At 71.4% G+C, this 25860-nt stretch carries 27 protein-coding genes and 1 tRNA gene; 11 read left to right on the forward strand and 17 right to left on the reverse strand.

All coding sequences use genetic code 11. From position 1 onward, the window contains the following. Nucleotide 1: 1 nt before the first annotated feature. The 5 genes from IF61_RS0114230 to IF61_RS0114250 all read right to left on the reverse strand — a co-directional run bounded on the left by IF61_RS0114230 (nucleotide 2) and on the right by IF61_RS0114250 (nucleotide 4379). The gene (locus IF61_RS0114230; protein ID WP_030366732.1) at nucleotides 2-1147 is read right to left on the reverse strand and encodes a lipid-transfer protein; all 1146 of its coding nucleotides are present in this window, start codon (nucleotides 1145-1147) and stop codon (nucleotides 2-4) included. Further along, the gene (locus tag IF61_RS0114235) at nucleotides 1144-1560 is read right to left on the reverse strand and encodes a hotdog family protein (protein ID WP_043189161.1); all 417 of its coding nucleotides are present in this window, start codon (nucleotides 1558-1560) and stop codon (nucleotides 1144-1146) included. The genes IF61_RS0114230 and IF61_RS0114235 overlap by 4 nt, the downstream gene beginning before the upstream one ends. Then, a complete protein-coding gene (locus IF61_RS0114240) occupies nucleotides 1557-2615 on the reverse strand; it encodes a bifunctional MaoC family dehydratase N-terminal/OB-fold nucleic acid binding domain-containing protein (protein WP_397945284.1) in 1059 nt (352 codons plus the stop codon). Before IF61_RS0114240 ends, IF61_RS0114235 begins: the two co-directional genes overlap by 4 nt. 263 nt (nucleotides 2616-2878) lie before the next feature. Further along, nucleotides 2879-3199 (reverse strand): hypothetical protein, encoded by a 321-nt coding sequence (locus tag IF61_RS0114245; protein ID WP_030366735.1) that lies wholly within the window; start codon nucleotides 3197-3199, stop codon nucleotides 2879-2881. A gap of 328 nt (nucleotides 3200-3527) precedes the next feature. Then, nucleotides 3528-4379, reverse strand: coding sequence for a putative protein N(5)-glutamine methyltransferase (locus IF61_RS0114250; RefSeq protein ID WP_030366736.1), 852 nt, complete (start codon nucleotides 4377-4379; stop codon nucleotides 3528-3530). Nucleotides 4380-4669: 290 nt separating this feature from the next. Between IF61_RS0114250 and IF61_RS0114255 the strand changes: the two genes are divergently transcribed. Next, complete coding sequence (locus tag IF61_RS0114255) at nucleotides 4670-5938, forward strand: LmeA family phospholipid-binding protein (RefSeq protein WP_030366737.1); 1269 nt, start codon at nucleotides 4670-4672, stop codon at nucleotides 5936-5938. Nucleotides 5939-6012: 74 nt separating this feature from the next. Here IF61_RS0114255 and IF61_RS0114260 read toward each other — a convergent pair. The 8 genes from IF61_RS0114260 to IF61_RS0114295 all read right to left on the reverse strand — a co-directional run bounded on the left by IF61_RS0114260 (nucleotide 6013) and on the right by IF61_RS0114295 (nucleotide 10388). Beyond that, a tRNA-Ser gene (locus IF61_RS0114260) sits at nucleotides 6013-6099 on the reverse strand. 101 nt (nucleotides 6100-6200) lie between these two features. Beyond that, nucleotides 6201-7169: a hydroxymethylbilane synthase gene (gene hemC, locus IF61_RS0114265; RefSeq protein ID WP_030366738.1), complete on the reverse strand. Its 969-nt coding sequence runs from the start codon at nucleotides 7167-7169 to the stop codon at nucleotides 6201-6203. After that, complete coding sequence (locus tag IF61_RS32325; RefSeq protein WP_052392690.1) at nucleotides 7166-7642, reverse strand: NUDIX domain-containing protein; 477 nt, start codon at nucleotides 7640-7642, stop codon at nucleotides 7166-7168. The genes hemC and IF61_RS32325 overlap by 4 nt, the downstream gene beginning before the upstream one ends. Further along, complete coding sequence (locus IF61_RS35860) at nucleotides 7639-7788, reverse strand: hypothetical protein (protein WP_157848604.1); 150 nt, start codon at nucleotides 7786-7788, stop codon at nucleotides 7639-7641. Before IF61_RS35860 ends, IF61_RS32325 begins: the two co-directional genes overlap by 4 nt. A gap of 284 nt (nucleotides 7789-8072) precedes the next feature. Then, complete coding sequence (locus tag IF61_RS0114280; protein WP_030366740.1) at nucleotides 8073-8924, reverse strand: helix-turn-helix domain-containing protein; 852 nt, start codon at nucleotides 8922-8924, stop codon at nucleotides 8073-8075. A 24-nt stretch (nucleotides 8925-8948) separates the two neighbouring features. Further along, nucleotides 8949-9473 (reverse strand): DUF6879 family protein, encoded by a 525-nt coding sequence (locus IF61_RS0114285; RefSeq protein ID WP_030366741.1) that lies wholly within the window; start codon nucleotides 9471-9473, stop codon nucleotides 8949-8951. Further along, on the reverse strand, nucleotides 9442-9687 hold the full coding sequence (locus tag IF61_RS0114290) for a hypothetical protein (protein ID WP_030366742.1): 246 nt from the start codon (nucleotides 9685-9687) through the stop codon (nucleotides 9442-9444). Before IF61_RS0114290 ends, IF61_RS0114285 begins: the two co-directional genes overlap by 32 nt. Nucleotides 9688-9932: 245 nt before the next feature. Then, on the reverse strand, nucleotides 9933-10388 hold the full coding sequence (locus IF61_RS0114295; RefSeq protein ID WP_030366743.1) for an ArsI/CadI family heavy metal resistance metalloenzyme: 456 nt from the start codon (nucleotides 10386-10388) through the stop codon (nucleotides 9933-9935). 81 nt (nucleotides 10389-10469) lie between these two features. On the opposite strand from IF61_RS0114295, the gene IF61_RS0114300 reads away from it, so the two are divergent. Genes IF61_RS0114300 through IF61_RS0114310 form a run of 3 tightly spaced genes read left to right on the forward strand, consistent with a single transcriptional unit; the run spans nucleotide 10470 to nucleotide 12374 of the window. Beyond that, entirely contained in the window at nucleotides 10470-10865 is a 396-nt protein-coding gene (locus tag IF61_RS0114300; protein WP_030366744.1) for an ArsR/SmtB family transcription factor, read from the forward strand. Next, the gene (gene arsB / locus IF61_RS0114305; RefSeq protein WP_030366745.1) at nucleotides 10862-11965 is read left to right on the forward strand and encodes an ACR3 family arsenite efflux transporter; all 1104 of its coding nucleotides are present in this window, start codon (nucleotides 10862-10864) and stop codon (nucleotides 11963-11965) included. Before IF61_RS0114300 ends, arsB begins: the two co-directional genes overlap by 4 nt. After that, nucleotides 11958-12374 carry an arsenate reductase ArsC gene (locus IF61_RS0114310; protein WP_030366746.1) on the forward strand — a complete coding sequence of 139 codons (417 nt, stop codon included), beginning with the start codon at nucleotides 11958-11960 and terminating at the stop codon, nucleotides 12372-12374. Before arsB ends, IF61_RS0114310 begins: the two co-directional genes overlap by 8 nt. A 138-nt stretch (nucleotides 12375-12512) precedes the next feature. On the opposite strand, the gene IF61_RS0114315 is transcribed toward IF61_RS0114310, so the two are convergent. Further along, a complete protein-coding gene (locus IF61_RS0114315; protein ID WP_078660208.1) occupies nucleotides 12513-14156 on the reverse strand; it encodes a S1C family serine protease in 1644 nt (547 codons plus the stop codon). A 193-nt stretch (nucleotides 14157-14349) separates the two neighbouring features. Between IF61_RS0114315 and IF61_RS0114320 the strand changes: the two genes are divergently transcribed. The 3 genes from IF61_RS0114320 (at nucleotide 14350) to IF61_RS0114330 (ending at nucleotide 17327) form a co-directional block, all read left to right on the forward strand. After that, nucleotides 14350-15174 carry a glycerophosphodiester phosphodiesterase gene (locus IF61_RS0114320; RefSeq protein ID WP_030366748.1) on the forward strand — a complete coding sequence of 275 codons (825 nt, stop codon included), beginning with the start codon at nucleotides 14350-14352 and terminating at the stop codon, nucleotides 15172-15174. A 238-nt stretch (nucleotides 15175-15412) separates the two neighbouring features. Beyond that, on the forward strand, nucleotides 15413-15922 hold the full coding sequence (locus IF61_RS34145) for an ATP-binding protein (protein WP_245684520.1): 510 nt from the start codon (nucleotides 15413-15415) through the stop codon (nucleotides 15920-15922). 433 nt (nucleotides 15923-16355) lie between these two features. Continuing rightward, complete coding sequence (locus IF61_RS0114330) at nucleotides 16356-17327, forward strand: DUF5926 family protein (protein ID WP_030366750.1); 972 nt, start codon at nucleotides 16356-16358, stop codon at nucleotides 17325-17327. A gap of 296 nt (nucleotides 17328-17623) precedes the next feature. Here IF61_RS0114330 and IF61_RS0114335 read toward each other — a convergent pair whose 3' ends face one another. Both IF61_RS0114335 and IF61_RS0114340 read right to left on the reverse strand, forming a co-directional pair. After that, complete coding sequence (locus tag IF61_RS0114335; RefSeq protein ID WP_342667991.1) at nucleotides 17624-18445, reverse strand: hypothetical protein; 822 nt, start codon at nucleotides 18443-18445, stop codon at nucleotides 17624-17626. A 426-nt stretch (nucleotides 18446-18871) separates the two neighbouring features. Next, complete coding sequence (locus tag IF61_RS0114340) at nucleotides 18872-19672, reverse strand: bifunctional DNA primase/polymerase (RefSeq protein ID WP_030366752.1); 801 nt, start codon at nucleotides 19670-19672, stop codon at nucleotides 18872-18874. A gap of 849 nt (nucleotides 19673-20521) precedes the next feature. Here IF61_RS0114340 and IF61_RS0114345 point away from each other — a divergent pair. The 3 genes from IF61_RS0114345 to IF61_RS0114355 all read left to right on the forward strand — a co-directional run bounded on the left by IF61_RS0114345 (nucleotide 20522) and on the right by IF61_RS0114355 (nucleotide 24264). After that, on the forward strand, nucleotides 20522-22171 hold the full coding sequence (locus tag IF61_RS0114345) for a PP2C family protein-serine/threonine phosphatase (protein WP_030366753.1): 1650 nt from the start codon (nucleotides 20522-20524) through the stop codon (nucleotides 22169-22171). 167 nt (nucleotides 22172-22338) lie between these two features. Next, nucleotides 22339-23799: an aminopeptidase P family protein gene (locus IF61_RS0114350; protein WP_030366754.1), complete on the forward strand. Its 1461-nt coding sequence runs from the start codon at nucleotides 22339-22341 to the stop codon at nucleotides 23797-23799. Nucleotides 23800-24012: 213 nt separating this feature from the next. Further along, the gene (locus tag IF61_RS0114355; protein WP_030366755.1) at nucleotides 24013-24264 is read left to right on the forward strand and encodes an SCO4226 family nickel-binding protein; all 252 of its coding nucleotides are present in this window, start codon (nucleotides 24013-24015) and stop codon (nucleotides 24262-24264) included. Nucleotides 24265-24322: 58 nt separating this feature from the next. Here IF61_RS0114355 and IF61_RS0114360 read toward each other — a convergent pair whose 3' ends face one another. After that, nucleotides 24323-24793: an ATP-binding protein gene (locus IF61_RS0114360; RefSeq protein ID WP_030366756.1), complete on the reverse strand. Its 471-nt coding sequence runs from the start codon at nucleotides 24791-24793 to the stop codon at nucleotides 24323-24325. 222 nt (nucleotides 24794-25015) lie between these two features. Between IF61_RS0114360 and IF61_RS0114365 the strand changes: the two genes are divergently transcribed. Beyond that, entirely contained in the window at nucleotides 25016-25837 is an 822-nt protein-coding gene (locus IF61_RS0114365) for a hypothetical protein (RefSeq protein ID WP_211264883.1), read from the forward strand. The last annotated feature ends 23 nt before the right edge of the window (nucleotides 25838-25860 follow it).

Here is a 25860-nt window from a genome sequence, read left to right on the forward strand (position 1 = left end):
TTCATCCGTCTGCCCCGAGAAGCAGCCCGGACGTGGGAACTCCGGTTCCGGCGGTGACCAGCACCCGCGCGGCGTCCGGCACCTGGTTCACGGCCGTGCCGCGCACCTGCCGCACCGCCTCCGCGATGCCGTTCATCCCATGGAGGTACGCCTCCCCCAGCTGGCCCCCGTGCGTGTTCAGCGGCAGGACGTCCGACTCCACGAAGGCGCCGCCTTCGCCGGGCGCGCAGAAGCCGAACTCCTCCAGCTGCATCAGCACGTACGGCGTGAAGTGGTCGTAGAGGACGGCCACATCGACGTCCGCGGGGCCCAGGCCGCTGCCGCCCCACAACTGCCGGGCGACGACGCCCATCTCGGGGAGGCCGTCGATGCCGTCCCGGTAGTAACTGGTCATCTGCTCCTGTGCGCGGCCGGCGCCCTGCGCCGCCGCGATGATCACGGCGGGCGGGCGAGCGAGCGTGCGGGCCCGCTCGACGGAGGTGACGACCAGGGCCTGGCCGCCGTCCGTCTCCTGGCAGCAGTCGAGCAGCCGCAGCGGCTCGGCGATCCAGCGGGACGCGGCGTGGTCGGCGAGGGTGATCGGGCGGCCGTGGAAGTACGCGGCCGGGTTCGTCGCGGCGTGGCGGCGGTCGGTGACGGCGACGTGCCCGAAGACCTCCGGCTCCAGGCCGTACGTGTGCAGGTAGCGGCGGGCGGCCATGGCGACCCAGGACGCCGGTGTGAGCAGCCCGTACGGGAGTCCCCAGCCGAGCGCCGTGCCCTCCGCCGAGGGCTCGCGCGACTGCACCCCGGCGCCGAAGCGGCGGCCGGAGCGCTCGTTGAAGGCGCGGTAGCAGACCACCACCTCGGCGAGGCCGGCCGCGACGGCGAGGGCGGCCTGCTGGACGGTGGCGCAGGCCGCGCCGCCGCCGTAGTGGACGCGGGAGAAGAAGGTCAGCTCGCCGATGCCGGCCGCCTGGGCGACGGTGATCTCGGGGCTGGTGTCCATGGTGAAGGTGACCATGCCGTCGACGTCGCGGGGGCCGAGCCCGGCGTCGGCCAGGGCCGCGCGGACGGCCTCGGCGGCCAGGGCGAGCTCGCTGCGGCCGGAGTCCTTGGTGAAGGCCGTGGCGCCGATGCCGGCGACGGCCGCGATGCCGCCGATCACGGGGCGGTCCGGGAGCGGAGGGGGTGGGCGTCGACCACGACCCGGCCGGTGACGTGGCGGCCGAGGCCGTTCGTACCGACGACGGAGATCTCGATGGTGCGCTCGTTCACGGAAAGGATCCTTCCGGTCAGCACCAGAACGTCGCCTGGATAGCTGGGCACCCCGAGCCGGATCGAAACCTTGCGGAGGACGGCCTTCAGGCCGGAATGACCGGTTACGTAGTCGGTGACATAACGGCCGACCAGGCCATTGGTGGTGAGGATGTTCATGAAGATGTCAGGGGTGCCCTTTGCGCGGGCCGCCTCGGCGTCGTGGTGCACGTCCTGGTAGTCACGGGAGGCGATGGCGCCCGCGATGACGAGCGTACGGGTGATGGGGACGGTGAGGGACGGGAGTTCTTCGCCGGGTGTCATGCCCCTGCTCCTTCCGGCCCGCCCGACTGAGCGCGGAACACCGGGAGTTCCCACTCCCCGTCCACTCGTATGAATTCCAGATCGACGGACATTCCGATGCGCACGCCGTCGTACGGAACGCCGGTGATGTTGCTGATCATCCGTACGCCTTCGGCGAGTTCGACGAGGGCGACGGCGTACGGCGGGTCGAAGGCGGGGAAGGGCGGGTGGTGCACGACGACGTACGAGTGGACGGTGCCGGAGCCGCAGGCCTCGACGGTCCCCCACCCCGGCGAGCCGCAGCGGCCGCAGCCCGGCAGCCACGGGAAGCGGAGGGTGCCGCAGGCCGTGCAGCGCTGGATGAGCAGCTTGTGCGCGGCGACGCCTTCCCAGAAGGGGGCGTTGTCGCGGTTGATCACGGGGCGGGGGCGCGCGGGCCGGGCGGGGGCTGCCGACTGGACGGGAGCGGCCGGCTGGACGGGCGCGGGCGGCTGGACGGGCGCGGGCGGCTGGACGGGCGCGGGCGGCTGGACGGGAGCCGGTGCGTACTTGAGGATCCGGAAGCGGTGGGTGCCGGCGAGCTCGCCGGCGGCCCGCACGCGCATCGTCGTGGTGATGAAGTAGCCGGCCCCGAGTCTGGTGGCCTTGCGGGGCGAGACGGTCTCGATGACCGTGTCGAAGGTGAGCCGGTCGCCGGGGCGGAGCGGGCGTACGTACTCCTGCTCGCAGTCGGTCGCGACGACCGCGGTGTACCCGGCGCCGTCGAGCAGGGCGAAGAGCTCGTCGTAGGCCGGGGTGCGGGCGGAAGAGGCGCCGGAGAGCCCGGGCATCGTCCACGCCTGAAGCATGGCGGGCGGGGCGATCGCGTCGTCACCGGCGTAGGCGGGGTTGGTGTCGCCCATCGCCTCGCACCAGTGCCTGATCATGGGGAGGTTGACGGGGTCGGGAGCGGACGCGGAGACGGCGGCGGGCCGGCCCTCGAAGGCCTTGAGCAGGTGGTGGACGTCGGGCAGGTGATGGGCGTCGGGCGAGTGGTGGGCGTCGAGCGGGTGGTGAACGTCGCTGGCGGGACGCACGGGCAACCCCCTTCTCTACAGATCTGACTATCCGTCAGATCCAAGAAGGCGGTCAAGGGCCGCGGAGCGGCCGGACGCGGCTCCCACCGGCGTGGACCACCGCCGGACATGGCCACCACTGGGCACGGCTGCCGCCGGACATGGCGGCGCGGCGGCACCGGAGTGCCGCCGCGCACCATCACCAGACCTTCTGACCCGGTCACCTGGTCACCTATGCCGCCCCCGGCCGTACCACCCCCGGACCCGGCCACGGCCGCCTCGGCCTACCAGCGGTCGTCGGTGAAGATGATGGTGACGTTGTCCTGGCGGATGGCCGTGTGGGCAGGGCCGTTGACGCTCGCGGTGTTGGCCGCGTTGTGGGCGCCGGCGCCGGTGGCCTGCTGCTGCGTCGTGGTGGAGTTCCCGTGATTGTTCCCCCCGACGCCGCTCCCCACGACGGCAGCGGCAGCGGCGTTCGACCCGCGGTTGGCCACCTGGTTGCCATTGCCGTCGTCCGAGGCGTGGGCGACGCCGGAGAGAAGGACGGCGGCCACGGGGACGGCGGCGGCGGTGGTGAGGACGCGAGCAGTGCGGGTGCTTGCCATTTCAATTCCTCCGGAACGCTGAGCGGAACTACTGCCCAATAGACATAACTACTCGGCAGCGCCGGGTGGTTGGCCGACCGCCCGGCGAGGTTTCGACGTCGCGCTTCAAGATTGCCCGCCGAATCCCCGGCGAACCACCCGTCGCTCGTCATTCCCTCGCAAGCATGACCACTCCGGAATAAACCCTGTCACTTCCCCGGTCCCCCGGCCCGCGCCCCTCAGAGAGCTCTTGAGGACCAAGAGCCACAAGGGCAGAACCGTTCCGGCGAAATTTCGGCCAATTCCGTAAACGTGGCCGGAAGGGAGGGTCAGGAGAGGGCGTAAACGTTCAGGCAGGGGCGGGGGCGCGGCGGCGACGCGGGCCGGGCGGCGCCGTCCCCACCACCACGGTCGCGTCCAGGTCGTCGCACTCGACGACCTGCGCGCTCAGTCCGGCCGCCTCGAACGTCCCGACCGTCCGCGCCGCCTGGCGCTCGCTCGTCTCGACGAGCAGGTGCCCGCCGGGCGCGAGCCAGTCCGCTGCCGCCGCGGCGACCCTCCGCTGCACGGCGAGCCCGTCCCATCCGCCGTCCAGCGCGACCCGCGCCTCGTGATCGCGGGCCTCGCCGGGCAGGAGGGCGATGGCCTCGGTGGGCACGTAGGGCGCGTTGGCCACGAGGACGTCTATGCGCCCCCGGAGTTCCCGGGGCAGCGGCTCGTACAGATCGCCTTCGTGCACGGCGCCGCCCGCGCCGATGTTCCGCCGGGCACAGCGCACCGCGGCGGGGTCGATGTCGGCCGCGTGCAGCTCGACGTCACCGAGCACCGTGGCCAGCGCAGCGCCCACCGCCCCGGAGCCGCAGCACAGGTCGACGACCACGGCGCGAGGGGAGGGCAGCGCGAGGGCGAGCGCCGCCGCCTGTCCGACCAGGAACTCCGTACGCCGCCGCGGCACGAAGACCCCCGCGTCGACGGCTATGCGCAGCCCGTAGAACTCGGCCCAGCCGACGACGTGTTCGAGCGGCAGCCCGGCCGCGCGCCGCGCGACCATGTCCTCGGCCTCGCCGGCCGTGCGCGCCGTGGCGAGGATGAGCCGGGCCTCGTCTTCGGCGAACACGCAGCCGGCGGTACGGAGCACGGAAACGACGCGAGGAAAGGACGAGGGAGAAGAAAGGGAAAGGAGGGGAGAAGAATCAGCCATGAGAGCCTTCCGGATCACCGAAGGGCGCTCTCGCGGGGCGACGCGGTCAGCTACAGGGAAGAAGCGACCGTAGAACCGTGGGGGGAGAGCACCCGGACTGCCACTGCGGTAATGGGTCTCACCTCCTGGGACGGTTTTCTGCCAACTGGCCGGGAGCAACAGTACATGATCACCGGAGAGTCGGGCAGGTCCACGTCAAAGCGGAAATCGCCACCGCCATCCGTGACGTTTTCGGACGTACTGCCGGTAGCGCTTGCGTTCGAGGGGATCGCGCGTGGTGGGATATGGCGATGCGAACCCCCACACGCATACCTTCCCGTCCCCCCAACCCGTACGAAGAACTGGCCGAGCTGGCGGATCCCGACCCCCTCGCCGACCCCGGCCCGGGCCCCCAAACCGAGCCGCTCCCGCTCATCCCCCTCCGCCTGACGTACCCGGAAGCGGAACCGGATGCGAAGTCGGATGCCGAGCCGGACGACGATGCCTGGTCGCCGCCGAACCACCGCCGCTCCAAACGCGGCCGCCGCCGTCGCCGCAGCCCGTTCGCGGCCGTGCCCCGCGCCCTCAAGCTGCTGGTCGCCCTCGTCCTCTGCGCCGGCATCCTGGTCCTGGCGGACCGCTGCGCGCAGATGTACGCGGAGAAGCAGGCACAGCAGAAGCTCCAGCAGGAGCTCCACCTCGCGGCCGCTCCCCAGGTGGACATCCACGGCTTCCCGTTCCTCACCCAGGTCCTGGAGAAGCGGCTGCAGCGCGTGGACGTCACCGTGCCGCACGTGGCCGCCGACCGCGTGTCCCTCGCGGAGGTCCGGGCCAGCGCGCACGACATCCGGCTCACCGGAAGCCTCCCGAAGGCCATACGCGGCGCGGTCGTGGGAGACCTCGACGGCGAGGTCCGGCTCTCCTTCGACGACATGAACCGCGAACTCGCCGCCTCCCAGGTCCGCTTCAGCCGCCACGACGACCATGCGGTCGACGCCGACGGAAAGCTGACGATCGCGGGCCAGGAGCTGCGCGTACGGGCCCAGGCCCGGCTCCAGCTCTCAGGGGGTCACAGCCTGTCGACGAACGTCGACGACATGAGCCTGGACCTGCCCGGCATCGCCACCTACCGGCCCGGCAAGGGCAAAGGCCTCACTCTCCACCACGAGACCGCCGAGCGCATCAGCCGCGACGCGGCCCGCGCGAAGGCCCTGCTGTCGGTGCCCGCCCTGGCGGAGCGGCTGGGCGTCTCCCGCGCCGATGTCGCGGCGGCCCTGCAGAGCGAGGAGAAACTGCACCGGCTCACGGGCGCACCCCTCTTCGTGGAGAAGCTCACCCGCCTCAACCTGATCGACGCCGCCGTCGACCACCCCTGGCTCCTCCGGAAACTCGGCATCGACCCCCACCTGATCGCCGCCCTCACCCACATCCGCCCCCCGGAACTCACGGACCGCCTGGCCTTCTCGTTCTCCCTCCCCAAGGAGGCGCACGACCTGCAACTACGGGACGTGAGGGTCGACAAGGACGGGATCCGCGCGACGCTGTCAGCCGCGGACGTGCCGGTGGGCAAGACGGGCTGAAGCAGGACACGCACGCGAAAGGGGCACCCCCGGTTCAGGGGCGCCCCTTCTGACCTGCGCTGACGCAGTGGCAGCGGAGAGTGTGGGATTTGAACCCACGGTGACATCGCTGCCACGACGGTTTTCAAGACCGTTCCCTTAGGCCGCTCGGGCAACTCTCCTCGCATCGATTCACCTGGAACGATGCGGGAACAGCCTACCGTCTGGGCCGTACGAGCGGGGCTGCCGGGCCACGCATGGGCCACAGACTTCCGAAGGGTGGTCAGTGCGGGATGCCCTCGATGATGTCGCGGGCACCCTGCCGCAGCAGCTCGGCGCAGACGCGGGTGCCGAGGGTGGCGGGGTCGTTGTCGCTCTCGCCCCAGATGTGGGCGTGGACGAATTTCGACCCGTCGCGGGAGAAGACCATCCCGCGGAGGGAGAGCTGGCCGTCCGGGTCGGTGATGCAGTGTCCGGCGATGGGGCTGTTGCAGTGCCCGCGCAGGCCGTGCAGCATGACGCGTTCGGCAGTGATCTCGGTCATGGTCCGCTCATCGTTGAGCTGGGACAGCAGCCCGGCCACCGCAGCATCATCGCGACGGCACTCCAGCCCGAGGGTGCCGGCGCCGACCGCGGGCAGCATCTCGTCCACGCTGAAGACCTGGCGCCCGCGGTGGGCAATCCCGAGCCGCTGCAGCCCGGAGGTAGCGAGGACCATCGCGTCGAGCTTGGCGTCCACCTTCCTCTTGCCGTCGAGCTTCTCCACCCGCGAGCCGACCGCCCCGCGGACGCGTACGACACTGAGATCAGGCCGCACCCGGTTGATCTGCGCCTTCCGCCGCACGGCAGATGTGGCCACGACGGCGCCCGTCGGCAGATCATCAAGGGTCTGCCGGTCGGAACCCTCCGGGAAGAGCAGGACGTCACGCACGTCGCCCCTGGCCAGATAGGCGGCGAAGATCAGCCCCTGCGGCAGGGGCCGGTCCCCGGGCACGTCCTTGACGCAGTGGACGGCCATGTCGACGTCACCGCGCTGCAGCATGGTGTCGATTTCTTTAACGTAGAGCCCTTTGCCGCCGAGCTGGGCGAGATCGCCCTGCCACTTGTCCGCCTCCGTCGTCACCGGCACCACGTCGATCTTCAGTTCCGGCTCATGCTTGCGCAGCAGGGCGGAGACCTGTGCGACCTGGGCGAGCGCCATCGGGGAACTCCGGGTGCCGATCCGAAGGGTGCGTTCGGGGAAGTCGGTCATGGTGTGGCCTCCTCGTTCCTGGCTTCCAGGTAACTGGTGGGATGGGCACGATGGGTGCGCAGTGCTCGTGCGATGCGTGCGGAGAGTCGGGGGTGGAGCAGTTCGAGCGCGGAGCCGGTGTACTCCCAGCGCCACGCGTCGAGCTCCTCGGGCTGGAGGACGATGCGGTCCTCGTCGCCGGAGTACAAGCGAGGTCCGGTGAAGAGGAACGACAGCCGGTCGCGCCGCTCCGGGCGGGTGGCCTGCAGCCACCCGACGGCGAGGAACTGCCAGGAGTGGGCATCGAAGGTGAGGCCGAGTTCTTCACGGACTTCCCGCCGGACGGCGTCGAGGGGCGATTCCCCCGGTTCAACGATCCCGCCCGGCAGATGCCACGGCCCGCCGGCCTTCGCCGGGTGCACCAGCAACATGCGTCCCAGACGATCCGTGATCAGCACGTAGGCCGTGACGGGGAACCCATGCGCGACCGTCACACCTCGACGTCCCCGCGGTCCAGGAACCGCCCGGAGTGCGCCCCGCACTCTTCCTCGTCGCCGGCCACCCACTCGGCCGCGTACTCGGGACACACCGCCTCGTCCTGCGTGATCGTGTACGGCACGAACCGAAAGACCCGGCTCACCGGTGCCCCTCCGAGTGCCTGCGCATCCGGATATCGCAGTCCGTAACAGTCGTGTAGTCACCCGCCGTTCGGGCGTCCAACCGGGTGCCCGCCAATCTCGCACACTCATCACAGCCAGGCACTGGGTCCGGTGGCTCAATGGTTGGCAACCCCAGGTGGGGGGCCGGTGACATGGTCGTCCTACGAGTGCACATCCCCGCTCCTCGCGTCGTCCGGATGACGACACGCTAGGAGCACGAACGTCCGACGACCTAGCGAGTTCTACGTGGTTGCACGCGAGTTCTTCACCGGAGGGAGTCGAGTGCTGCGGTCACCACAGCTCGGGCTGGCGCCCCGTACACGGCAAGGTCCCGCAGCTCTGAGAACGCCTTGACGTACATCGCGACCTCACCCGGCGCAGTGACGGTCACCTGGGCCGTCAGCAGCTCCACATGGACCCGCTCGTCATCAAAGATGTTGAAGCCTTCCAGGGTCCACATGCCGCGGCCCTGCGCCGTGAACGGAATGATCCCGACGGAGACAGCGGGAAGCGACATCACCGACAGCAGGTGTCCCAACTGGCCGGCCATCGTCTCGGCATCGCCGATCTGGTACCTCAACACCGACTCCTCAATCAGGAGAGTGAATCGGTGCCCCGCCTCCTGAAGGACGCGCGCCCGAGCCATACGGGCGTCGACAGCTTCGGCAGTGTCGTCCGGTGTGCCGTGGAATCGGCGGATGACCGAGAGCAGTGCGGACGCGTACGCGGGTGTCTGGAACAAGCCGGGCACGACATGTGACGCGTAGCCTCGGTGCAGCTTCGTACGCTCATAGAGCGGGATGCGTGATTCCTGCAATCGCCGCAGGCCGGTGCGCTGCAGGCGCTTCCACTCCAGGTACATGGAGTCGGCAGACCGCGACGCCGCAATGATGTCCGCCGCCTGGTCGTCGGCATCACATGCCGCGCACCATGTACGGATATCCGCGTCGGATGGCGGCGTACGCGCGTTCTCGATGCGTGAGGACTTGGACTTGTTCCACCCACAGCGTACGGCCAGCTCATGCCCTGTCAGCCCAGCGTCGAGACGGACCTCACGCAGCTTCGCCGCCACTGCCTTGCGCGCTGCTTCGACGCTTGATGACTGATACTTGGGCATGAGCTGACTCGTCCACTGGCGCCGTTAGACGACGAACTCCTCGTGGGGTGTGGCGCGCCGCCAGACCGCCTCGAACGCCTCAGCGCATAGCTTGATCACCGCCGGGTCGTCGCACAGCTCGTGTCCTGCCGACGTACCATCACCGCTGAAGTGGCCGAAGCGAATCAGCCGGTCGTCGAACAGCCAGAAGTCCGCACCGGGCAGAGCAAGCGTGGCCGCGTCCCTTCGAGGCAGCCAACGAACCGCCTCCCCGGCCTCGACGTTCAGATACGTACCGGCGTGCTCGTAGCGGATGTACTCACTGACAGGCACAGAAACCACCCGGGCTCTACGCATCACCACACCGCGCGCCACCACGTCCCGCACCAGGTCATGCCAAGGACGACGACGCTCAACCGACTCGGGCGTGATCTTTCCGCAGGCTTGCCACTCCGCGAAGTCGTCGGCCTCTGAGGCGACGCTGTACGTATCCCGCAGCTCCAGGTGAACGGCCGACCGGTGGCACTCCTTGATCAGGTCACTGAACGGCGGAACGCTGTTCGGCCTCATCGCACGCCTTCCTGATCAGCGGCACCATACGCGCCGGAATCCGGATCACTGCTTCCGTGTCGGGGATGTGGCCCACCGTACGACACTCGTCTTCGGTCTCGCCGTCGGCCTTCCAGCCCTGGAACACGAGGTCGGCGGTCTCGCCGTCCACCCACACCGTGGGGCAGTCATCGCCGTTGGTGTTCGGGTCCTTGCCGAAGAACAGTAGAGCCATGACCGTGACTCCCACCCACTCGGTTGCGTCTGGTTGCACAGACGATGGCCCCGAGCGTCGTTCCCGTCAAGGCGCCCTCTCAGCAGGCGACTTGATGCCGGGTTTCCGACCACGGCTGATCTATCTGCGCCTTGAATCCTCCGACCCATGCCGACAGTCAGCCGGACGCTCAGCCACGACGGCGGCGCGCCTAGTGGAACGCCCACGACGAGCCCGGCCACGTCGCGGCAGCTGCCCGCTCCCCCTCAGCCACGGCCGAAGGGTGCGGTCTCCGCAGACGTGGCGGTGCAACAGGTGGTGCTGTCCCCTTGGACAGAGCCCTTGCCGAGGGTGTCGGCGTCGGCCTTGACGACGTAGATCTCCCAGGGCTCACGGCCGGGGCCGTGGACCCAGACCTTGTCCTGCACTGCGTAACAGCAGGAGGTGTCGTTCTCCTCGAAGGTCGCCAAGCCTGCTTCCTTCAAGCGCTCGGTCGCGGCGGTGACGTCGTCCGTGGTGCCGACTTCGACGCCGAGGTGATCGAGCCGGGTGTCCTGGCCGGGCTCGCCCTCGATGAGGACGAGCTTGAGCGGGGGCTCGGTGATCGCGAAGTTGGCGTAGCCGGGACGACGCTTGGCCGGTTCGACGCCGAAGAGCCGGGAGTAGAAGGTCACCGACGCTTCGAGATCGGCGACGTTGAGGGCGAGCTGGACACGGGACATGGCGATCTCCTCGATCCACGCTGTATCGATCTACTTCAATACAAGGTTGCGCCTTGGATCGAAGGACGTCAACATAGAAGTATGTCGAATCAGGAATTCGTGGTGCTCGGCCAAGTCGGTCCCGACGGCTGCTGTCCCGGCCTGCTGACCGCCCCGCTCGCCGAGGACCAGGCGGCAGAGCTGGCGAAGGTCTTCAAGGCCCTGGGTGATCCGGTGCGGCTCCGGCTGCTGTCGGTGATCGCCTCCCGGGCAGGCGGTGAGGTGTGCGTCTGCGACCTGACGCCCGCCTTCGACCTCTCCCAGCCGACCATTTCCCATCACCTGAAACTGCTCCGTGAGGCCGGACTGATCGCCTCCGAGCGGCGCGGGACGTGGGTCTACTACCGGTTGCTGCCGGAGATGACCGACCGGCTCGCCGGGATCCTCACCCGCCCCGCCGGGGAACCCCTGCCCGAGCCCGCCGAGGCCTCGCCGTGACCCGCGCGGCCACCGCACCGGTGGCGGCTCGGCTGTCCTTCCTCGACCGCTACCTCGCCGTGTGGATCCTGCTGGCGATGGGTGCCGGCCTCGGGCTGGGCCGTCTCGTGCCCGGACTGGGCGACGCGCTCGCGAAGGTCACCGTCACCGGAGTCTCCCTGCCGATCGCCCTCGGCCTGCTGGTGATGATGTACCCGGTCCTGGCCAAGGTCCGCTACGACCGCCTCGGCACCGTCACCCGCGACCGCCGCCTTCTGGTCCCCTCGCTGGTGCTGAACTGGGTGCTCGGCCCTGCCGTGATGTTCGCCCTGGCCTGGCTGTTCCTGCCGGACCTGCCCGAGTACCGCACGGGCCTGATCATCGTGGGCCTGGCCCGCTGCATCGCCATGGTCATCATCTGGAACGACCTCGCCTGCGGCGACCGCGAAGCCGCCGCCGTGCTCGTGACCTTGAACTCGGTGTTCCAGGTGATCGCCTTCGCCGGGCTCGGCTGGTTCTACCTCTCCGTCCTGCCCGGCCTGCTCGGCCTCGAACAGACCGCGCTCGACGTGTCGGTGTGGGAGATCGCCCGCAGCGTGCTGATCTTCCTGGGCATCCCGCTCGCCGCCGGATACCTCACTCGCCGCCTGGGCGAGAAGGCCAGGGGCCGCACCTGGTACGAGGCGAAGCTGATCCCCCGCATCGGCCCGTTCGCCCTGTACGGTCTGCTGTTCACCATCGTCGTGCTCTTCGCCCTTCAGGGCGACGCCATCACCTCCCAGCCGCTCGACGTCGCGCGGATCGCGCTCCCGCTGCTGGTCTACTTCGCCGTCATGTGGGCCGGGTCCATGGCACTCGGCCGGGCCGCAGGCCTGGACTACCCACGGACGACGACGCTCGCGTTCACCGCTGCGGGCAACAACTTCGAGCTGGCCATCGCGGTCGCCATCGCCACGTTCGGCGCCTCCTCCGGTCAAGCCCTCGCCGGAGTCGTCGGGCCCCTCATCGAGGTCCCCGTCCTCATCGGCCTCGTCTACGTCGCGCTCGCCGCCCGTCGCCTCTTCCCCTCGCCCGCCACCGGCCGGCCGGCCACCACCCCAGAAGGGTCCGCCCGTGTCTGAGAACAAGCCCTCCGTGCTCTTCGTGTGCGTCCACAACGCCGGGCGCTCCCAGATGGGCGCCGCCTTCCTCGCCCACCTCGGCGGCGACCGCGTCGACGTCCGCTCCGCCGGCTCCGCTCCCGCCGAGACCGTCAACCCCGCCGTCGTCGCGGCCATGCGCGAGATCGGCATCGACCTGTCCGCGCAGGCACCGAAGCTGCTGACCACCGAGGCCGTGCAAGCGTCCGATGTCGTCATCACCATGGGATGCGGGGACGCCTGCCCGGTGTTCCCCGGCAAGCGCTATCTGGACTGGAAGCTGGAAGACCCGGCCGGCCAGGGCGTCGACGCCGTCCGCCCCATCCGCAATGAGATCGAACAGCGGGTGCGCGGCTTGCTGGCCGAGCTCGGCATCACAGCTACGGCGTGATCGTCCGGCGCTCTCCGGTCCTCCGGATCCCGCCCGCTCCGAGCCCCGTCTCCGGAGCGGAGACCGTCCCCTTGGGCCTCTCGGGCAGCTCTCCCCGCACCGCTCGTGCTCGGCGGTGCGGGGGGCAAGCCCGTCGCCTCAGCTGTCGCCCTTGCGTTCGCCCAATGTGATCTGTGCCGTGGACTGCTTGCCGTCGCGGGTGTAGGTCACGGTGACCTTGTCGCCCGGCTTGTGGGTCCAGATCTCGCTGATGAGGGTGGGGCCGCTGTCGATGGCGGTGTCGTCGAGCTTGGTGATGACGTCGCCGGGCTTGAGGCCGGCCTTGTCGGCCGGGCCGCCCGGAGTCACGGCCGGGCTGTTGTTGTCGCCGGTGGGGGCGATCTTGGCGCCCGCGCCGGCGTCCTTCATGTTCACCGAGGCCGAGATGACCGGGTAGACCGGCTGGCCGGTCCTGATGAGCTGGTCGGCGACGTTCCTGGCCTGGTTGATCGGGATGGCGAAGCCGAGGCCGATGCTGCCGGCCTGCTGCTGGGCGCCGCCGAAGCCGCCGCCGTTGTTCGCGGACTGGATGGCCGAGTTGATGCCGATGACCGCGCCCTGGGCGTTGAGGAGCGGCCCGCCGGAGTTGCCCGGGTTGATGGACGCGTCCGTCTGGAGGGCACTCATGTACGAGGCCTTGCCCATGCCGCCGCCGTCGCTGGAGGCCACCGGCCGCTTCTTGGCGCTGACGATGCCCGTCGTGACCGTGCCCGACAGGCCGAACGGCGCGCCGATGGCGATCGTCGCGTCGCCCACCGCCGCCCTGTCCGAGTCCCCGAGGGGGATCGGGTTGAGCTTCGCGCCCGAGGGGTTCTTCAGCTTTATGACCGCGACGTCGTAGCCCTGCGCCCGGCCCACGACCTCGGCGTCGTACTGCTTGCCGTCCGAGAACGTGGCCATCAGCTTGCCGCCGCCCTGTGCGGCCGACGCGACGACGTGGTTGTTGGTGAGGATGTGGCCCTGCTTGTCGTAGACGAAGCCGGTGCCCGTACCGCCCTCCCCGCCGCCGCTCTGGGCCTCGATCGTGACGACGCTCGGCAGCGCCTTGCCGGCGATGTCGGCCACGGAACCGGGCGTGCGGCTCTCCGTCTTCGGGTCGCCGGAGGAGGAGACCGTCGTGGAGCTGCCGCTGTCGTCCCGGCTGGCCGCCCAGTAGCCGATCCCGCCGCCGATGCCGCCCGCGACGAGCGTCGCCGCCAGCACCATCGCCACGAGGCCGCCGCCGCGCTTGCGGGGCGCCGGTGCGTACGGGTCCGGGCCGCCGGCCCACACACCGGTCGGGCCCACCGGTCCGCCGCCTGCCGGTGCGCCGTACGGGTACGGCTGGGCCGGCGGGGGCGCGGGAGGCGACGGGTGCTGCTGAGTCTGCCCGTCGTACCAGCCGCCCGGGTGACCCTGTACGCCCGTCTGCCCCTGTGCACCGGCCTGACCCTGCGCGCCGGTCTGCGGCGCACCCGCGTGGGCGTACTCCGGCTGAGGCGGGGCCACCGGCTGCTCCGGAGCGTGCGCCGGAGCGACAGGCGGGGCGGGCGCGGCAGCAGGCGCGGGCCGGGCAGGCGCCTCCGCGGCGGATGGCGCAGGGGCAGCGGCAGCGGCAGGCGGCACGGCCTGCGCGGCCTTGCCCGGCTCCTGCCCGCCGGCTACCGGCGCCGCCTCGGCGCCCTTCTCCATCGACGAGCCGCCCGGAACATCCGGAACGCCCTCCGCAGGCGCGCCCGCTGCGCCCTCGTTCTCGGTGCTCACAGCTCTCTCCTCATCAGGTGCACATCAGTTCGGTGTGGTGGAGTCCACGTCGCCCCACGACCAGCTTTTCCCAACACGCGTCAGACCACCGTAAGCGGACCCTGTGCCCCACGGCAGCGGACCTTTACTCCGGGCACTCCCCGTCAAAAGGGACCGCATGCGTGAGGGTGCCGGGCGATGGCACGATAACGCGGTGACTTATGCGCACCAGGCCCGGGACCTCGGCCCCGAGCGCCGCCCGCTCACCGTCGTCGCCCACCGCGGCGCCTCCGAGGACGCTCCGGAGCACACCCTGGCCGCGTACCGGAAGGCGATCGAGGACGGCGCGGACGCGCTGGAGTGCGACGTGCGGCTCACCGCCGACGGTCACCTCGTCTGCGTGCACGACCGCCGCGTCAACCGCACCTCCAACGGCCGCGGAGCCGTCTCCGCCCTGGAGCTCGCCGATCTCGCCACCCTGGACTTCGGCTCCTGGAAGGCCGACGTATCGGCCACCGAAGCCCCGGACCTCGACGCGACGTCCGTGCTCACCCTGGAGCGCCTGCTGGAGCTCGTCGCCGACGCGGGGCGCCGCGTCGAGCTCGCCGTCGAGACCAAGCACCCGACCCGCTGGGCCGGTCAGGTGGAGCAGAAGCTGCTGGAGCTGCTGGGCCGCTTCGGCCTCGCCGATCCCCCGGCCGGCGCCCCCTCGCCCGTACGGGTCATGAGCTTCTCCGCCCGGTCCCTGCACCGCGTCCAGCTCGCCGCCCCCACCCTGCCGACCGTCTATCTGATGCAGTTCGTGTCGCCGCGCCACCGGGACGGGCGCCTGCCCGCGGGCGTCCGCATCGCCGGCCCGAGCATCCGCATCATCCGCAAGGACCCCGGCTACGTCGCCCGGCTGCACGCCTCGGGCAACGAGGTCCACGTCTGGACGGTGAACGAACCCGAGGACGTCGAACTCTGCGCCCGCCTCGGCGTCGACGCCCTGATCACCAACCGGCCCAGGCGCGTGCTCACCCAGCTCGGCCGCTCGTAGGCCGATTCCGCAAGAGCCGATTCGGCAGGCCCGTTCCACAGGCCGAACCCATTCCGCCCCATTACATGGAGTGCACCGGCGCGTTCGGTGCGTGTTCGAGTCGCCCGAGTGCCCCCGGCGGGTGCGGGATGGCCGGTTTCCGGTCCAGTCCATTGGGGCATCCATCCCCTGACGTGGGGCAAAGGAGGTCTCGGGGGTGGCGTTGGTGGTGGCACAGGAGGTGCCCACGTCGTCGATCATGGCCGTACCCCATGGTCCAACCGGTGTGGGCCAGGCAAGACACCGGATGCGCAAGGATCTGCGCATCATCGGGGTACCGGATTCGGTCATCGACGACGCCGTTCTGATCCTCTCGGAGCTGCTCAGCAATGCGTACCGGCACGGACGCCCGCTGAGCACCGCGGGAGGCATCCGCAGAGACGAGGACGAGGGGGAGAACGACGGGGGAATACGTGCCGCGTGGAGGGTGGACGCCCACGGCCGGCTCACGGTCGAGGTGACGGACGGCGGGGGCCCGACCCGCCCGGTTCCGGCCACACCTTCGGTGACGGCCCGCGGAGGCCGCGGGCTCAACATCATCAGCGCCCTCTCCCAGGACTGGGGCGTCCGTGACGCGTCCGGCGAGGTGACGGTGTGGGCAGCGCTCTCGGCTCACGACAGCTTCGCTACGCGCGTTGAGACGGAACCGGGCGCCAAGACGGGCGCAGGCCTCCGGCTGGCATTCGCAGACATCGACGAGCTGACATGACAGCGGCGTGACGCGCGTAGATCCCTACGCAAGACGGGCCCGCGCCCGCGTACCGCCCTGACCTCTGCAGAGAGCCGTACACACGGCCCGAAATACGATCCGACACACGATCCGACGCACAACTCCGTACACATCCCCAGCCGTATGCACGCTCCCACGAGTGCACACCGCGTGCGCACTCCTGCGAGTCTGTACGGCCGGTGGGCCCCGTACCCCGGAGCCGGGTCTCCGCGGGCGAGCGGCACCCCACCACCGGCCGGCCGTGCCGACCCTCCTCCCGACGCCCCGCGCGCGTGCCCGTTCCGGCCGCCGCGGCGAGCGCTAGGCTCGCGCCCGTACGAGCTGTACGAGCCGTACGCTCCGAACCGTACGCACGAAGCCGTACGCAACGAGCTGTACGCACCTGCTGCACCGATCGGGAGACACGCACGCCATGGCCAAGAAGCGCCGCCCCCAGACCAAGGTTGCAACGACGCCGCAGGCCGTCGACGGTCCGATCCCCGTCGTCGGCGCCCGTGAGTCCTGCCCGTGCGGTTCGGGCCGGCGCTACAAGGCCTGCCACGGCCGTGCGGCCGCGCACGCGGCCGCCGAGCTCGTCCAGCGGCCCTTCGAGGGGCTGCCCGGCGAGGCCGACTGGGTCGCGCTGCGCGAGCTCGTGCCCGCCGCGACGGTCGAGCTCAGCCTCAAGGGCGGGCTGCCGGAGGGCGTGCCGTCGGTGACGCTGGCCACCGTGCTGCCGATGGCCTGGCCCGCCCTGCGCCGCGACAACGGCGCCGTCCTGCTGGGCCTGCAGAACGACACCGCCTCCGGCGATCTGAGCCGCGACCTCGCGGACACCCTCCAGCGCGCCCTGGCCGCCGCGCCGGGCAGCCCGGTGACCGCCGGCCGCGCCACCACCGACGGGCCGCGCCTGCAGGATCTGCTGGACCCCGAGGGCCCGTTCGAGCCGAACGTGCACACGGGCTTCGAGTTCTGGGTCGAGGACGCCGAGAACGCCACCGGCGAGGTCGCCGCCTCCCTGGACCGCGCCAACGCCGCCGCCATCCCGACGGTCCGCCTCTCCGGCGTCGATGCCGCGTACTGGTGCGAGACCCCGGAGAAGAACCACCTCCGCTGGGTGATGACCCACCCCGAGGAGCAGCTTCTGGACGCTCTGGCCCGGCTGCACGCCGCGGGCACGTCCTCGCTCGGGGAAGACACCCGTCTGGTCGGCTCGTTCCGGGCGCACGGGCTGACCGTGCCCGTGTGGGACCTGCCGAGCACGATGCGCGCGGAGGACACCGAGAAGCCGGCCGCCGCCTTCGCGGAGCGGCTGGCCACGGCCCTCGCCGACACCTCGCCGCTCTCGGGTGACGAGCGCCGGGCGCGCAGCGGGCTCACCAGCCGTCAGATCACCCTGAACTGACGCCGGTCCGCCGGCGCGGGCCCCGGCCCGCGCCGTGACCGGGTGCGGACCGCCGCCTTCCAGGCAGTGGAGTAGTTGATTCCGGGGGCTAATCAGGCGCCATTCACGTGACTCCTGTCACAACTCCCGCTGTCAGCCCGGAAATACGCGTCCGGAAATCCACGATCGAATTTGCGAACGGCCAATCTCTTGTTACCGTTCTAGGAGCCCGGTCGCTGGTGCATCCCCCGTCGCCAGCGACCGGGCGTTTCCATGCCCGGAAACGCCGGCCGGCTCCGCGGTGACCACCCCCGCCATCAGCCCGGCTCCTCCACGGAGTTACTCCCCGAGCGCAGCAGCAGCTTCCCGTCCTCCGAAGCGCCGTCCGAGGCGATCTCCGCAACGGCCGTGTACGGCTCCTCTCCGCGCGCCCGCGCCGCTGCCGAGCTCCGGACCGTCCGCGCGCGGGGCGTCTCGCACCCGTCGGGGTCGTCCGAGGCGGTCGTGCGGCAGTGCACCTGCACGGTCCGGCCGTCGGGGCCCATGAGGGTCAGAACGGCCCGCAGGGGGGCGCCTGTCGCGTTGCGGTAGTACGTACGGGCCCAGGTCTCGTTCCCCTGCTCCAGGACGCACGTCTGGGCCTCCACGCCCTCCGGCGACGTGAGTTCGGGACCGCACCGCGCGGTCGCCGAGACCGCCGGGCCCGTCGCGGGCCCCGCCAGCGGCGGCGATGCCGCGGGCCACCCGCCGGCCGCGCCGTCCGGGCCCCTGCTCAGGTCCTTGTCCAGGCCCTTGCCGAGCTCCTCGCCCAGGTCCCGGCCGAGCTCCGGACCGGCCTCCCGGCCCGGGTTCCGGCCGGGCTCCGCGCCCGAGCTCTCGCCCAGGTCTTTACCCGGCTCCAGGCGTAGTCCGCTGTCGGCGCCCGACCGTTTCCCGGAGTTCTCGCCCCGGGCGGCCTCGGGGCCCGACAGGCCCACGGGCCCGGCCGTGGCGGCCGCCAGCGGCAGGACGACGGCCAGCGCCACGACACTCGCGAGCGCGACCATACGGAGGTTGGCCCCCCGCGCATCGCCGGGCTCCGCGGGCACCCTCGACCCGCCGGGCACTTTGGGCACACCGGACGCAGACGCACGCACCATGGGGACCACCTGAGACTCGCCGCGCGGACGCTGAATGGATCGCGGGGACGGCTGGGACGGCTCGGACCACCCCGCCCTGCGGGACGTCCCGGCCTGATCGACGGGACCCGGCCGGCACCATCCGGTCCAGGTCCTCACCCGAACATAGCGGTCAGAACAGGGCTGTCCCCGGGGCCGCGCGGTGGAATCCCGCAGAACTCGGACGGGCTTACACCCGTACGAGTGAGAGCGCGTGCGTCTCCCGTCCGTACGCGCTCTCCGTGTGCTCGTCGTGCTCCCGGTGTGCCGGTGCGCTTGCCGCGCCCGTCACGCCCTACGCGATGCCCTGCGCGGCTGCCCTACGTGCTCGTCGCGCCCGTCGCGCCCGGCGTCGTGCCCGTCTCCCGCAGCAATGTGCGGGGTTCCCCGTGAGGGCAGTCACCGAGATCAGTACGCGAGCCGGCTGCCGCCGCCCGGCGTCCCCGTGCCGGCTGTCTCCTCGACGAGCACGTCGACCAGAGAAGACACGTCGGGCAGCCAGGGCTGCGCGAGCCCGGTCGTACGTTCCTTACGCTCCCCGCGCCCCGCTCGATCAGCGCGGAACGTACGGATTCCGCCACCGAAGGCGCCCTTGACAGATTCGCCGCCGCCATCAGGGCCTCCGGCGGTCCCGGCCGGCTGCGGAGCCCGCTCCCAGCGCACCCGGCCCGCCCCGGTGGGCGACGGCGGCAGCGCCACAAAGCCGCCGTCCCCGTGGAAGAGCAGCGAACCGGGCACCCAGTCCTGGCGGTGGAGCAGTTCGCCGAGGACCTCCAGGGAGTAGGGGGCCACGAGCAGGGCCCACCGGGTGGGGGTGGCGACCACGGGCCCGAGGCGGATGCCCGCGCGGTCGAACGCGGCGAGGGCGCGGGCGCCGGCCACCGCGGGCAGGCTCACCGCGCACGGCGCGCGCCCGCCCGTGGCGAGCACCACCGGCGCGTCGGGCCGGTTGGTCCACCACCAGCGGACCATCTTCGCGTCCGTGGTGGCCGCCAGGAGCCCCGGGTCGAAGGGGTGGGCGCCGGGGGCCGCGCAGTCGGGCTGCGGGCAGCCGCACCGGCGTACGCGCCCGCCGTCGGCCCGCAGGCCCACGCCGGGCAGCACGGGCCACTGCCATTCGGTGGCATAGGCCAGGGCCGCGGAGAGGACCGCGGACCGGTCGCCTCGCCTGAGCGAGAGCTTGCGTCGCCTTCCGAGGATCTCGCGCATGAGCGCTCGTTCCTTTCCGTGAACGCCGAAGTCGTGGACCCCTGCCGGTGGCAAGGGCCGTATCGCGCTGATGGTGATCCGAGCTGCGTACGGAGCGAGCCGTACGGGTAGTGCGATGGAGCGGGGCCGTACCGGGCTCCCGCACAGCCCTGCGTGATCGTGCACGGCACTGCGGGACTGCCTGCTGGAACTGCACCTGAACTGCTTCCGGGCCGCGTCCGGACTCCATGGCACTACGGCCCGACATGGCGCGCCGCTCAACACGCCGTGGCTCTCACCAAGCCGGCACACCACGTGGTGGATCACAAGTCACTGCTTGTACAACGCAGCGCATCACGCCACGGGCCGAGCGTGAAACATGGCGGGGGGTGGCGCGCGTATGGCGCTTCGTGCTGAGCCTGTCGCCCCTCGCCGGCGGCACGGGTCTCCCCGTCGCCCTCGGGTGCGGGCGCGGCCGTCGCCGGTTAAGACGCTCGGGCCCGCCGCCGGGTTCCGGGGCGGCCCCAACTGCCCCTGCCCTTCTCCGTGTACGTACCCACCGGGGTGGACATGACGCGCTGTCGAGCAACGCCAGTCGACCGCAAATCCATGGCCTCGGGACCATTTTCCGGCCAAGTTTGAAACCCCATAGACACCACCAATCCCACCGGTTCAATGCTGGACATCTCCTTGCCCGGGCGTGTACATGTGGAGCACCGATAGCGCGCAACGCGACAGGGGGTTTGCGATGCTATTCATGAGAAAACACAGGTCAAGACGGTGGTCAAGAGGGAGCGGCAAAGTGCCGCGGGCCCTGGTGCACACGGACGCCCCGAGCACCGTGCCGCCGGCCGGTCCGGGTAGCCGGCCATGACCACCCCCCACCTGCCGAAAGTGGCCGGAATCAATCCTCCGGTCACGCCCCCCGCGCAGACTCCGGCCCCCACATCCGCAGCCTCCTCCGCAGATCCCCTTTCCCCCGCCGCTCCCGGTACGCCGGGAACAGAAGGACCGGAGGGAGCAGAAGGATCAGGAGGCCCGGACGGAGCAGGCGCACCGGCCGGCACCGGCGCACCGGCCGACCCGTCCGACGCAGCCTCCTCCGCCCTGTGCGGGCCGCTCCTCCCCGCCCCCAACGCCCTCGTCCAGGACCGCCTCGCGGGCTGGATCTCCGACCTCTCCACGCTCCAGGACCTCACCGAGCGGCTCACCCGCACCGCCGGCCTCGACGCCGCCCTGCACGAGGCGCTGCGGGCGGGCGCGGCGCTCGTCGGCGCCCGCCGCGGCCTGGTCACCCTGCACCCGGCCACGGGTCCCGGCCGCGAACACCCCGTCACCGTCGGCTTCGGCCTGGACCACGCGGACCTCGGCCACATCGAGACCATCCCGGAGGCCGGCCGCGCGGGCGGCGCCCGGCCCGCCGACCCGGACCCGCCGGAGACCGGCCGCCGCACCCGCCGTCCCGCCGCGCCGCACCCGGAGGCTGCCCCTCCGCAGCCCGCCTACGGCCGGCTGTTCGACGACCTCCCCCCGGCCGGCTCCCGCAGCGGCACCGCCCACCCCGACATCGCCGCCGACGAGGCCCTCGACCCCCGCCACCGCGAGGTCGCCGCCCGCCTCGGCTACGGCGCGAGCTACGCCGTACCGCTGGAGACCGAGCACGCGGGCCGGATCGGCGCGGCCGTCTGGCTCTACGACGAACCGGCCGAGCCCACCGAGCGGCAGCGCCACCTCGTCGGCCTCTACCGCGACCACGCCACCGAACACCTCGCCCGCCAGCTCGAACTGGCCGAGGCCCGGCAGACCGTGGCGACCCTCCGCGAGGAGCTGCTGCCGAGCCGGCTGCCGCGGACGCCGGGCATCCGGCTGGCCGTCCGGCACCGCACCGGACCGCTCGGCGGCGGCGACTGGTACGACGCGCTGCCGCTGCCCGAGGGCGCGCTCGGCCTGGCCGTGGGCGGAGTGAGTGGTTCCGGCCCGGGTGCCGTGGCTGCCATGGGACGGATGCGGGCCTCCCTCCGCGCGTACGCCGTCATGGAAGGGGAAGATCCGGTCGCGGTCCTCTCCGACCTCGAACTCCTGCTGCGGCTCACCGAGCCCTCCCGCGCCGCGACGGCGATCTTCGCGTACTGCGAGCCGCCCGACCGCAAGGTCGTCCTGGCGGGCGCGGGCCACTGCCCGCCGCTGATCATCGGTGACCACCGCGTCGAGTTCGTCGAGACCTCGCTGTCCGCGCCGCTCGGGATGCTGGCCTGCTGGGAAGCACCCAGCGTGGAGATCGAACCGGCGCCCGGAGAAACGCTCCTCTTCTACAGCGACGGACTGCTGCACCGCACCGGTCAGCCGATGGACCGCGCCTTCGCACGGCTGCGCACGGCCGCCGCCGGCGTCCCGAAGGCGGCGCGCAGGGACCCGGACGCCGTCGTGGAGCACGTGCTGCGCACCGTACTGCCGCAGGAGGACCACGGCGAGTGGGAGGGAAGCGAGGACGTCGTCCTGCTCGCGGCCCACTTCGACTAATTTCAACTGATTCGACTAATACGGCCCACTTCGACTAATGCTGCGCCCCTGCGTCCGCCGTCCCCCTTTTTGCTCGGCGCCTCTCCCCTTCCTCTGATTTTCCCCACAGTTTCCTCGTATTTCGGTCGCACATACGATGGAAAGCGCCCCGTCCGAGGAGGAAAGCAGTGACCGAGCAGCAGCCCGCGCCCGAGAACCCCGAAGGCGACGAGCCGATCAAGCAGCGGAAGAACGGCCTCTACCCGGCCGTCTCCGACGAGCTCGCCGCCAGTATGAAGTCGGGCTGGGCCGACACCGAGCTGCACGACCTGCAGCCCGTCGCCCAGGCCGCCGAGACCGCCCGCCGCCGCGCCGGCCTCTCCGCCCGCTTCCCCGGCGAGCGCCTGGTGATCCCCGCGGGCAATCTGAAGACCCGCTCCAACGACACGGAGTACAGCTTCCGCGCGTCCACGGAGTACGTGTACCTCACCGGCGACCAGACCCAGGACGGCGTGCTCGTCCTGGAGCCGGCCGGTGCACAGGGCCACGAGGCGACCCTCTACCTGCTGCCGCGCTCGAACCGCGAGAACGGCGAGTTCTGGCTCGACGGCATGGGCGAGCTGTGGGTCGGCCGCCGGCACAGCCTCACCGAGGCCGAGCGGCTCTACGGCATGCCCTGCGGGGACGTCCGCGAGCTCGCCGACGCCCTGCGCGAGGCCACCGGCCCCGTGCGCGCCGTCCGCGGCCATGACGCGGGCATCGAGGCGGCGCTGACCGACAAGGTCACCGCCGAGCGCGACGAGGAGCTGCGCGTCTTCGTCAGCGAGCAGCGGCTCGTGAAGGACGCCTTCGAGGTCGGCGAGCTGCAGAAGGCCGTCGACTCCACGGTGCGCGGCTTCGAGGACGTCGTGAAGGTCCTCGACAAGGCCGAGGCGACCTCCGAGCGCTACATCGAGGGCACGTTCTTCCTGCGCGCCCGCGTCGAGGGCAACGACGTCGGCTACGGCTCGATCTGCGCCGCCGGCCCGCACGCCACGACCCTGCACTGGGTGCGCAACGACGGTGCCGTCCGCTCCGGCGACCTGCTCCTGCTGGACGCGGGCGTGGAGACGAACAGCCTCTACACGGCCGACGTCACCCGCACGCTGCCGATCAACGGCACGTACACCGGGCTCCAGCGCAAGATCTACGACGCGGTGTTCGAGGCCCAGGAGGCCGGCATCGCGGCGGTGCGGCCGGGCGCCAAGTACCGCGACTTCCACGACGCCGCCCAGCGGGTCCTCGCCGAGAAGCTCGTCGAGTGGGGCCTGGTGGAGGGCCCGGTAGAGCGCGTTCTGGAGCTGGGCCTGCAGCGCCGCTGGACCCTGCACGGCACCGGCCACATGCTCGGCCTGGACGTCCACGACTGCGCGGTCGCGCGCACCGAGACGTACGTGGACGGCGTCCTGGAGCCGGGCATGGTGCTCACCGTGGAGCCCGGGCTGTACTTCCAGGCGGACGACACGACCGTGCCCGAGGAGTACCGCGGAATCGGCGTCCGCATCGAGGACGACATCCTGGTGACCGAGGACGGCAACCGGAACCTCTCCGCCGCGCTGCCGCGGGCGGCGTCGGACGTCGAGGCGTGGATGGCGTCCCTGAAGGGCTGACGACGTCACTGTCCGTACGCGAGCCGTGGCCCCTGCTTCCTGCGGGGCCGCGGCTCGCTGCGTTGCTGCCTACGCGCTTCCTGCCTGTTTCCTGCAGGTGCTTCTCGCAGTGCTTCTTGCGGTGCTTCTTGCGGTGGTGGGCCGGGGGCTCCTGAGCGCATCATGGCCAAAGGAAGGCGCACCCGGGGGAACCCCAGGGAGGTGTGAGGAGCCATGGGCAAGTTCATGGACGTCCATCACGACATGCAGGGCATCACGGCCGACCAGCTCAAGGAAGCGCACCGCAGGGACCTGGCCATCGAGGCGGAGGAGGGCGTGCACTTCGAGCAGGCGTGGGCGGACCCGAAGTCGGGCACGGTCTACTGCCTGTCCGACGCGCCGTCGGCGGACGCGGTCAAGCGGGTCCACGCCCAGGCGGGCCATCCGGTCACGGAGGTCCACGAAGTGTCGCTGATGGTTTCCTGACCCGGACACCGGCCCCGGGTCCCGCCGGAGCCGCCGGTTTCCCGGCCGGCGCCGAGGCTCACGACGCGCGGAGCAGCGCGGCGTCCTCTCTCCACTTGAGGATCTTGTCGAAGGTGACGACGGCCCCCTGCCGGCCCGGGCGGTTCCGGACGCGGACGTGGTCGGTGAGCGACTCGATGAGGAAGAGGCCCCTGCCGTGCTCGTCCTCGGCGGGGGCGAGGGGCCTGGGGGGCTGCGGGAGCCGGCTGCGGCGCTCGTGCGAGCGGGGCTGCTCCGGGAAGCCGGGGCCCGAGTCGGTGACCTCGATCCGGCAGGTGTCGCCGTCGATGAACGCCGTGACGAGGTAGCCGGTCGAGGAATCGCCGCCGTGTTCGACGGCGTTCGCGCACGCCTCGCTCAGGGCGAGCGAGAGATCATACGAAATGTCCGGGTCGACGCCGACCGTCTCCATGGCGCCCACGAGCAACCGCCGCGCGAGCGGAACGCTCGCGGCCTCGCGCCGCAGATGGAGTGACCACCAAATGCTCATGCTCAGCCTCCTGGCCGCGGCTCGACATACCGATACGTATAGCCAGCGCTGACACCCCGTAAGCCTCCCGAGTGTGTGAGACCGCTCATTCGGACGACGCGCCCGGCGGATGCATCGGTGTATGGCGGCGTACGGGAGTGCGCCGGTGCGCCCCCTCCGGGCGGAGATCGAGCGCCCCCTGCCGTAGGGGAGGAGTAAGCCCGGTGGGATGATGGCGCAGCCATGTCTCACCCCGTCGGGCGTGTCGGCGCCGATCTGCGACTGATCCGGGCCGCGGTGTTCACCGCGGTCTGCGTTCTGCTGTCCGCGGGCGGGCATGTACTGGCATCCTGTGCGCGGGTGCCGCTGTGGACCCTCGCGGCCGGATTCCTGGCCGTGCTCGCCGTGGCCGTGCCGGTGGCGGGGCGGGAGCGCTCGCTGCCGTCGATCGCCACCGGCCTGGCAGCCGGTCAGCTCGCGCTGCACACGCTCTTCGCCCTCGGCCAGCAGAACGCCGGCATGGCGCCGCGGCAGACGGCCGGCGAAGGCCGGATGATCGACTTCGCCGCGAAGCTGGTCTGCAACCAGCCGCAGATGATGTCCGCCTCCGCCGCCCGCCAGGTGATCACCGACGCCGGTCTCGACCCGGCCGTTCACCCCCTGCAGGCGGGCGCCGCGGCCACGGCCGCCGGCCCGGCCACGGGGATGCACGGCGGCATGTCCTCCGGCTCCCTGCTCGACGCGCTCCCCCTCTCGCTGCCGATGCTCCTCGGCCACCTCCTCGCGGCGCTGGCCGCGGGCTGGCTGCTGCGCCGCGGCGAAGTGGCGCTGTGGCGGGTGGTCGCGCTCTCGGAGCAGTCGGCGCGCGAGGTCGCGGAGACCGCGCTCGTCCAGGCCCTGCGCACCGCCTTCGCGCTCGCCGGCGCCCTGCACGAGCTGTCCGCCGGGAAGCCGGCGGCCGCCCTCGCTCGTACGGACGCGGCCGAGGAGCGCCCCGCGGCGGAGCCTGCGCTCCAGCACTCCGTGATCAGGCGGGGCCCGCCGGTTCTCGCCCTCGCGGCCTGACGACGTACCACCGCCGTATCTCC

Origin of the sequence: Streptomyces roseoverticillatus (assembly GCF_000719265.1) — a bacterium.
GTDB classification, from domain to species: domain Bacteria; phylum Actinomycetota; class Actinomycetes; order Streptomycetales; family Streptomycetaceae; genus Streptomyces; species Streptomyces roseoverticillatus.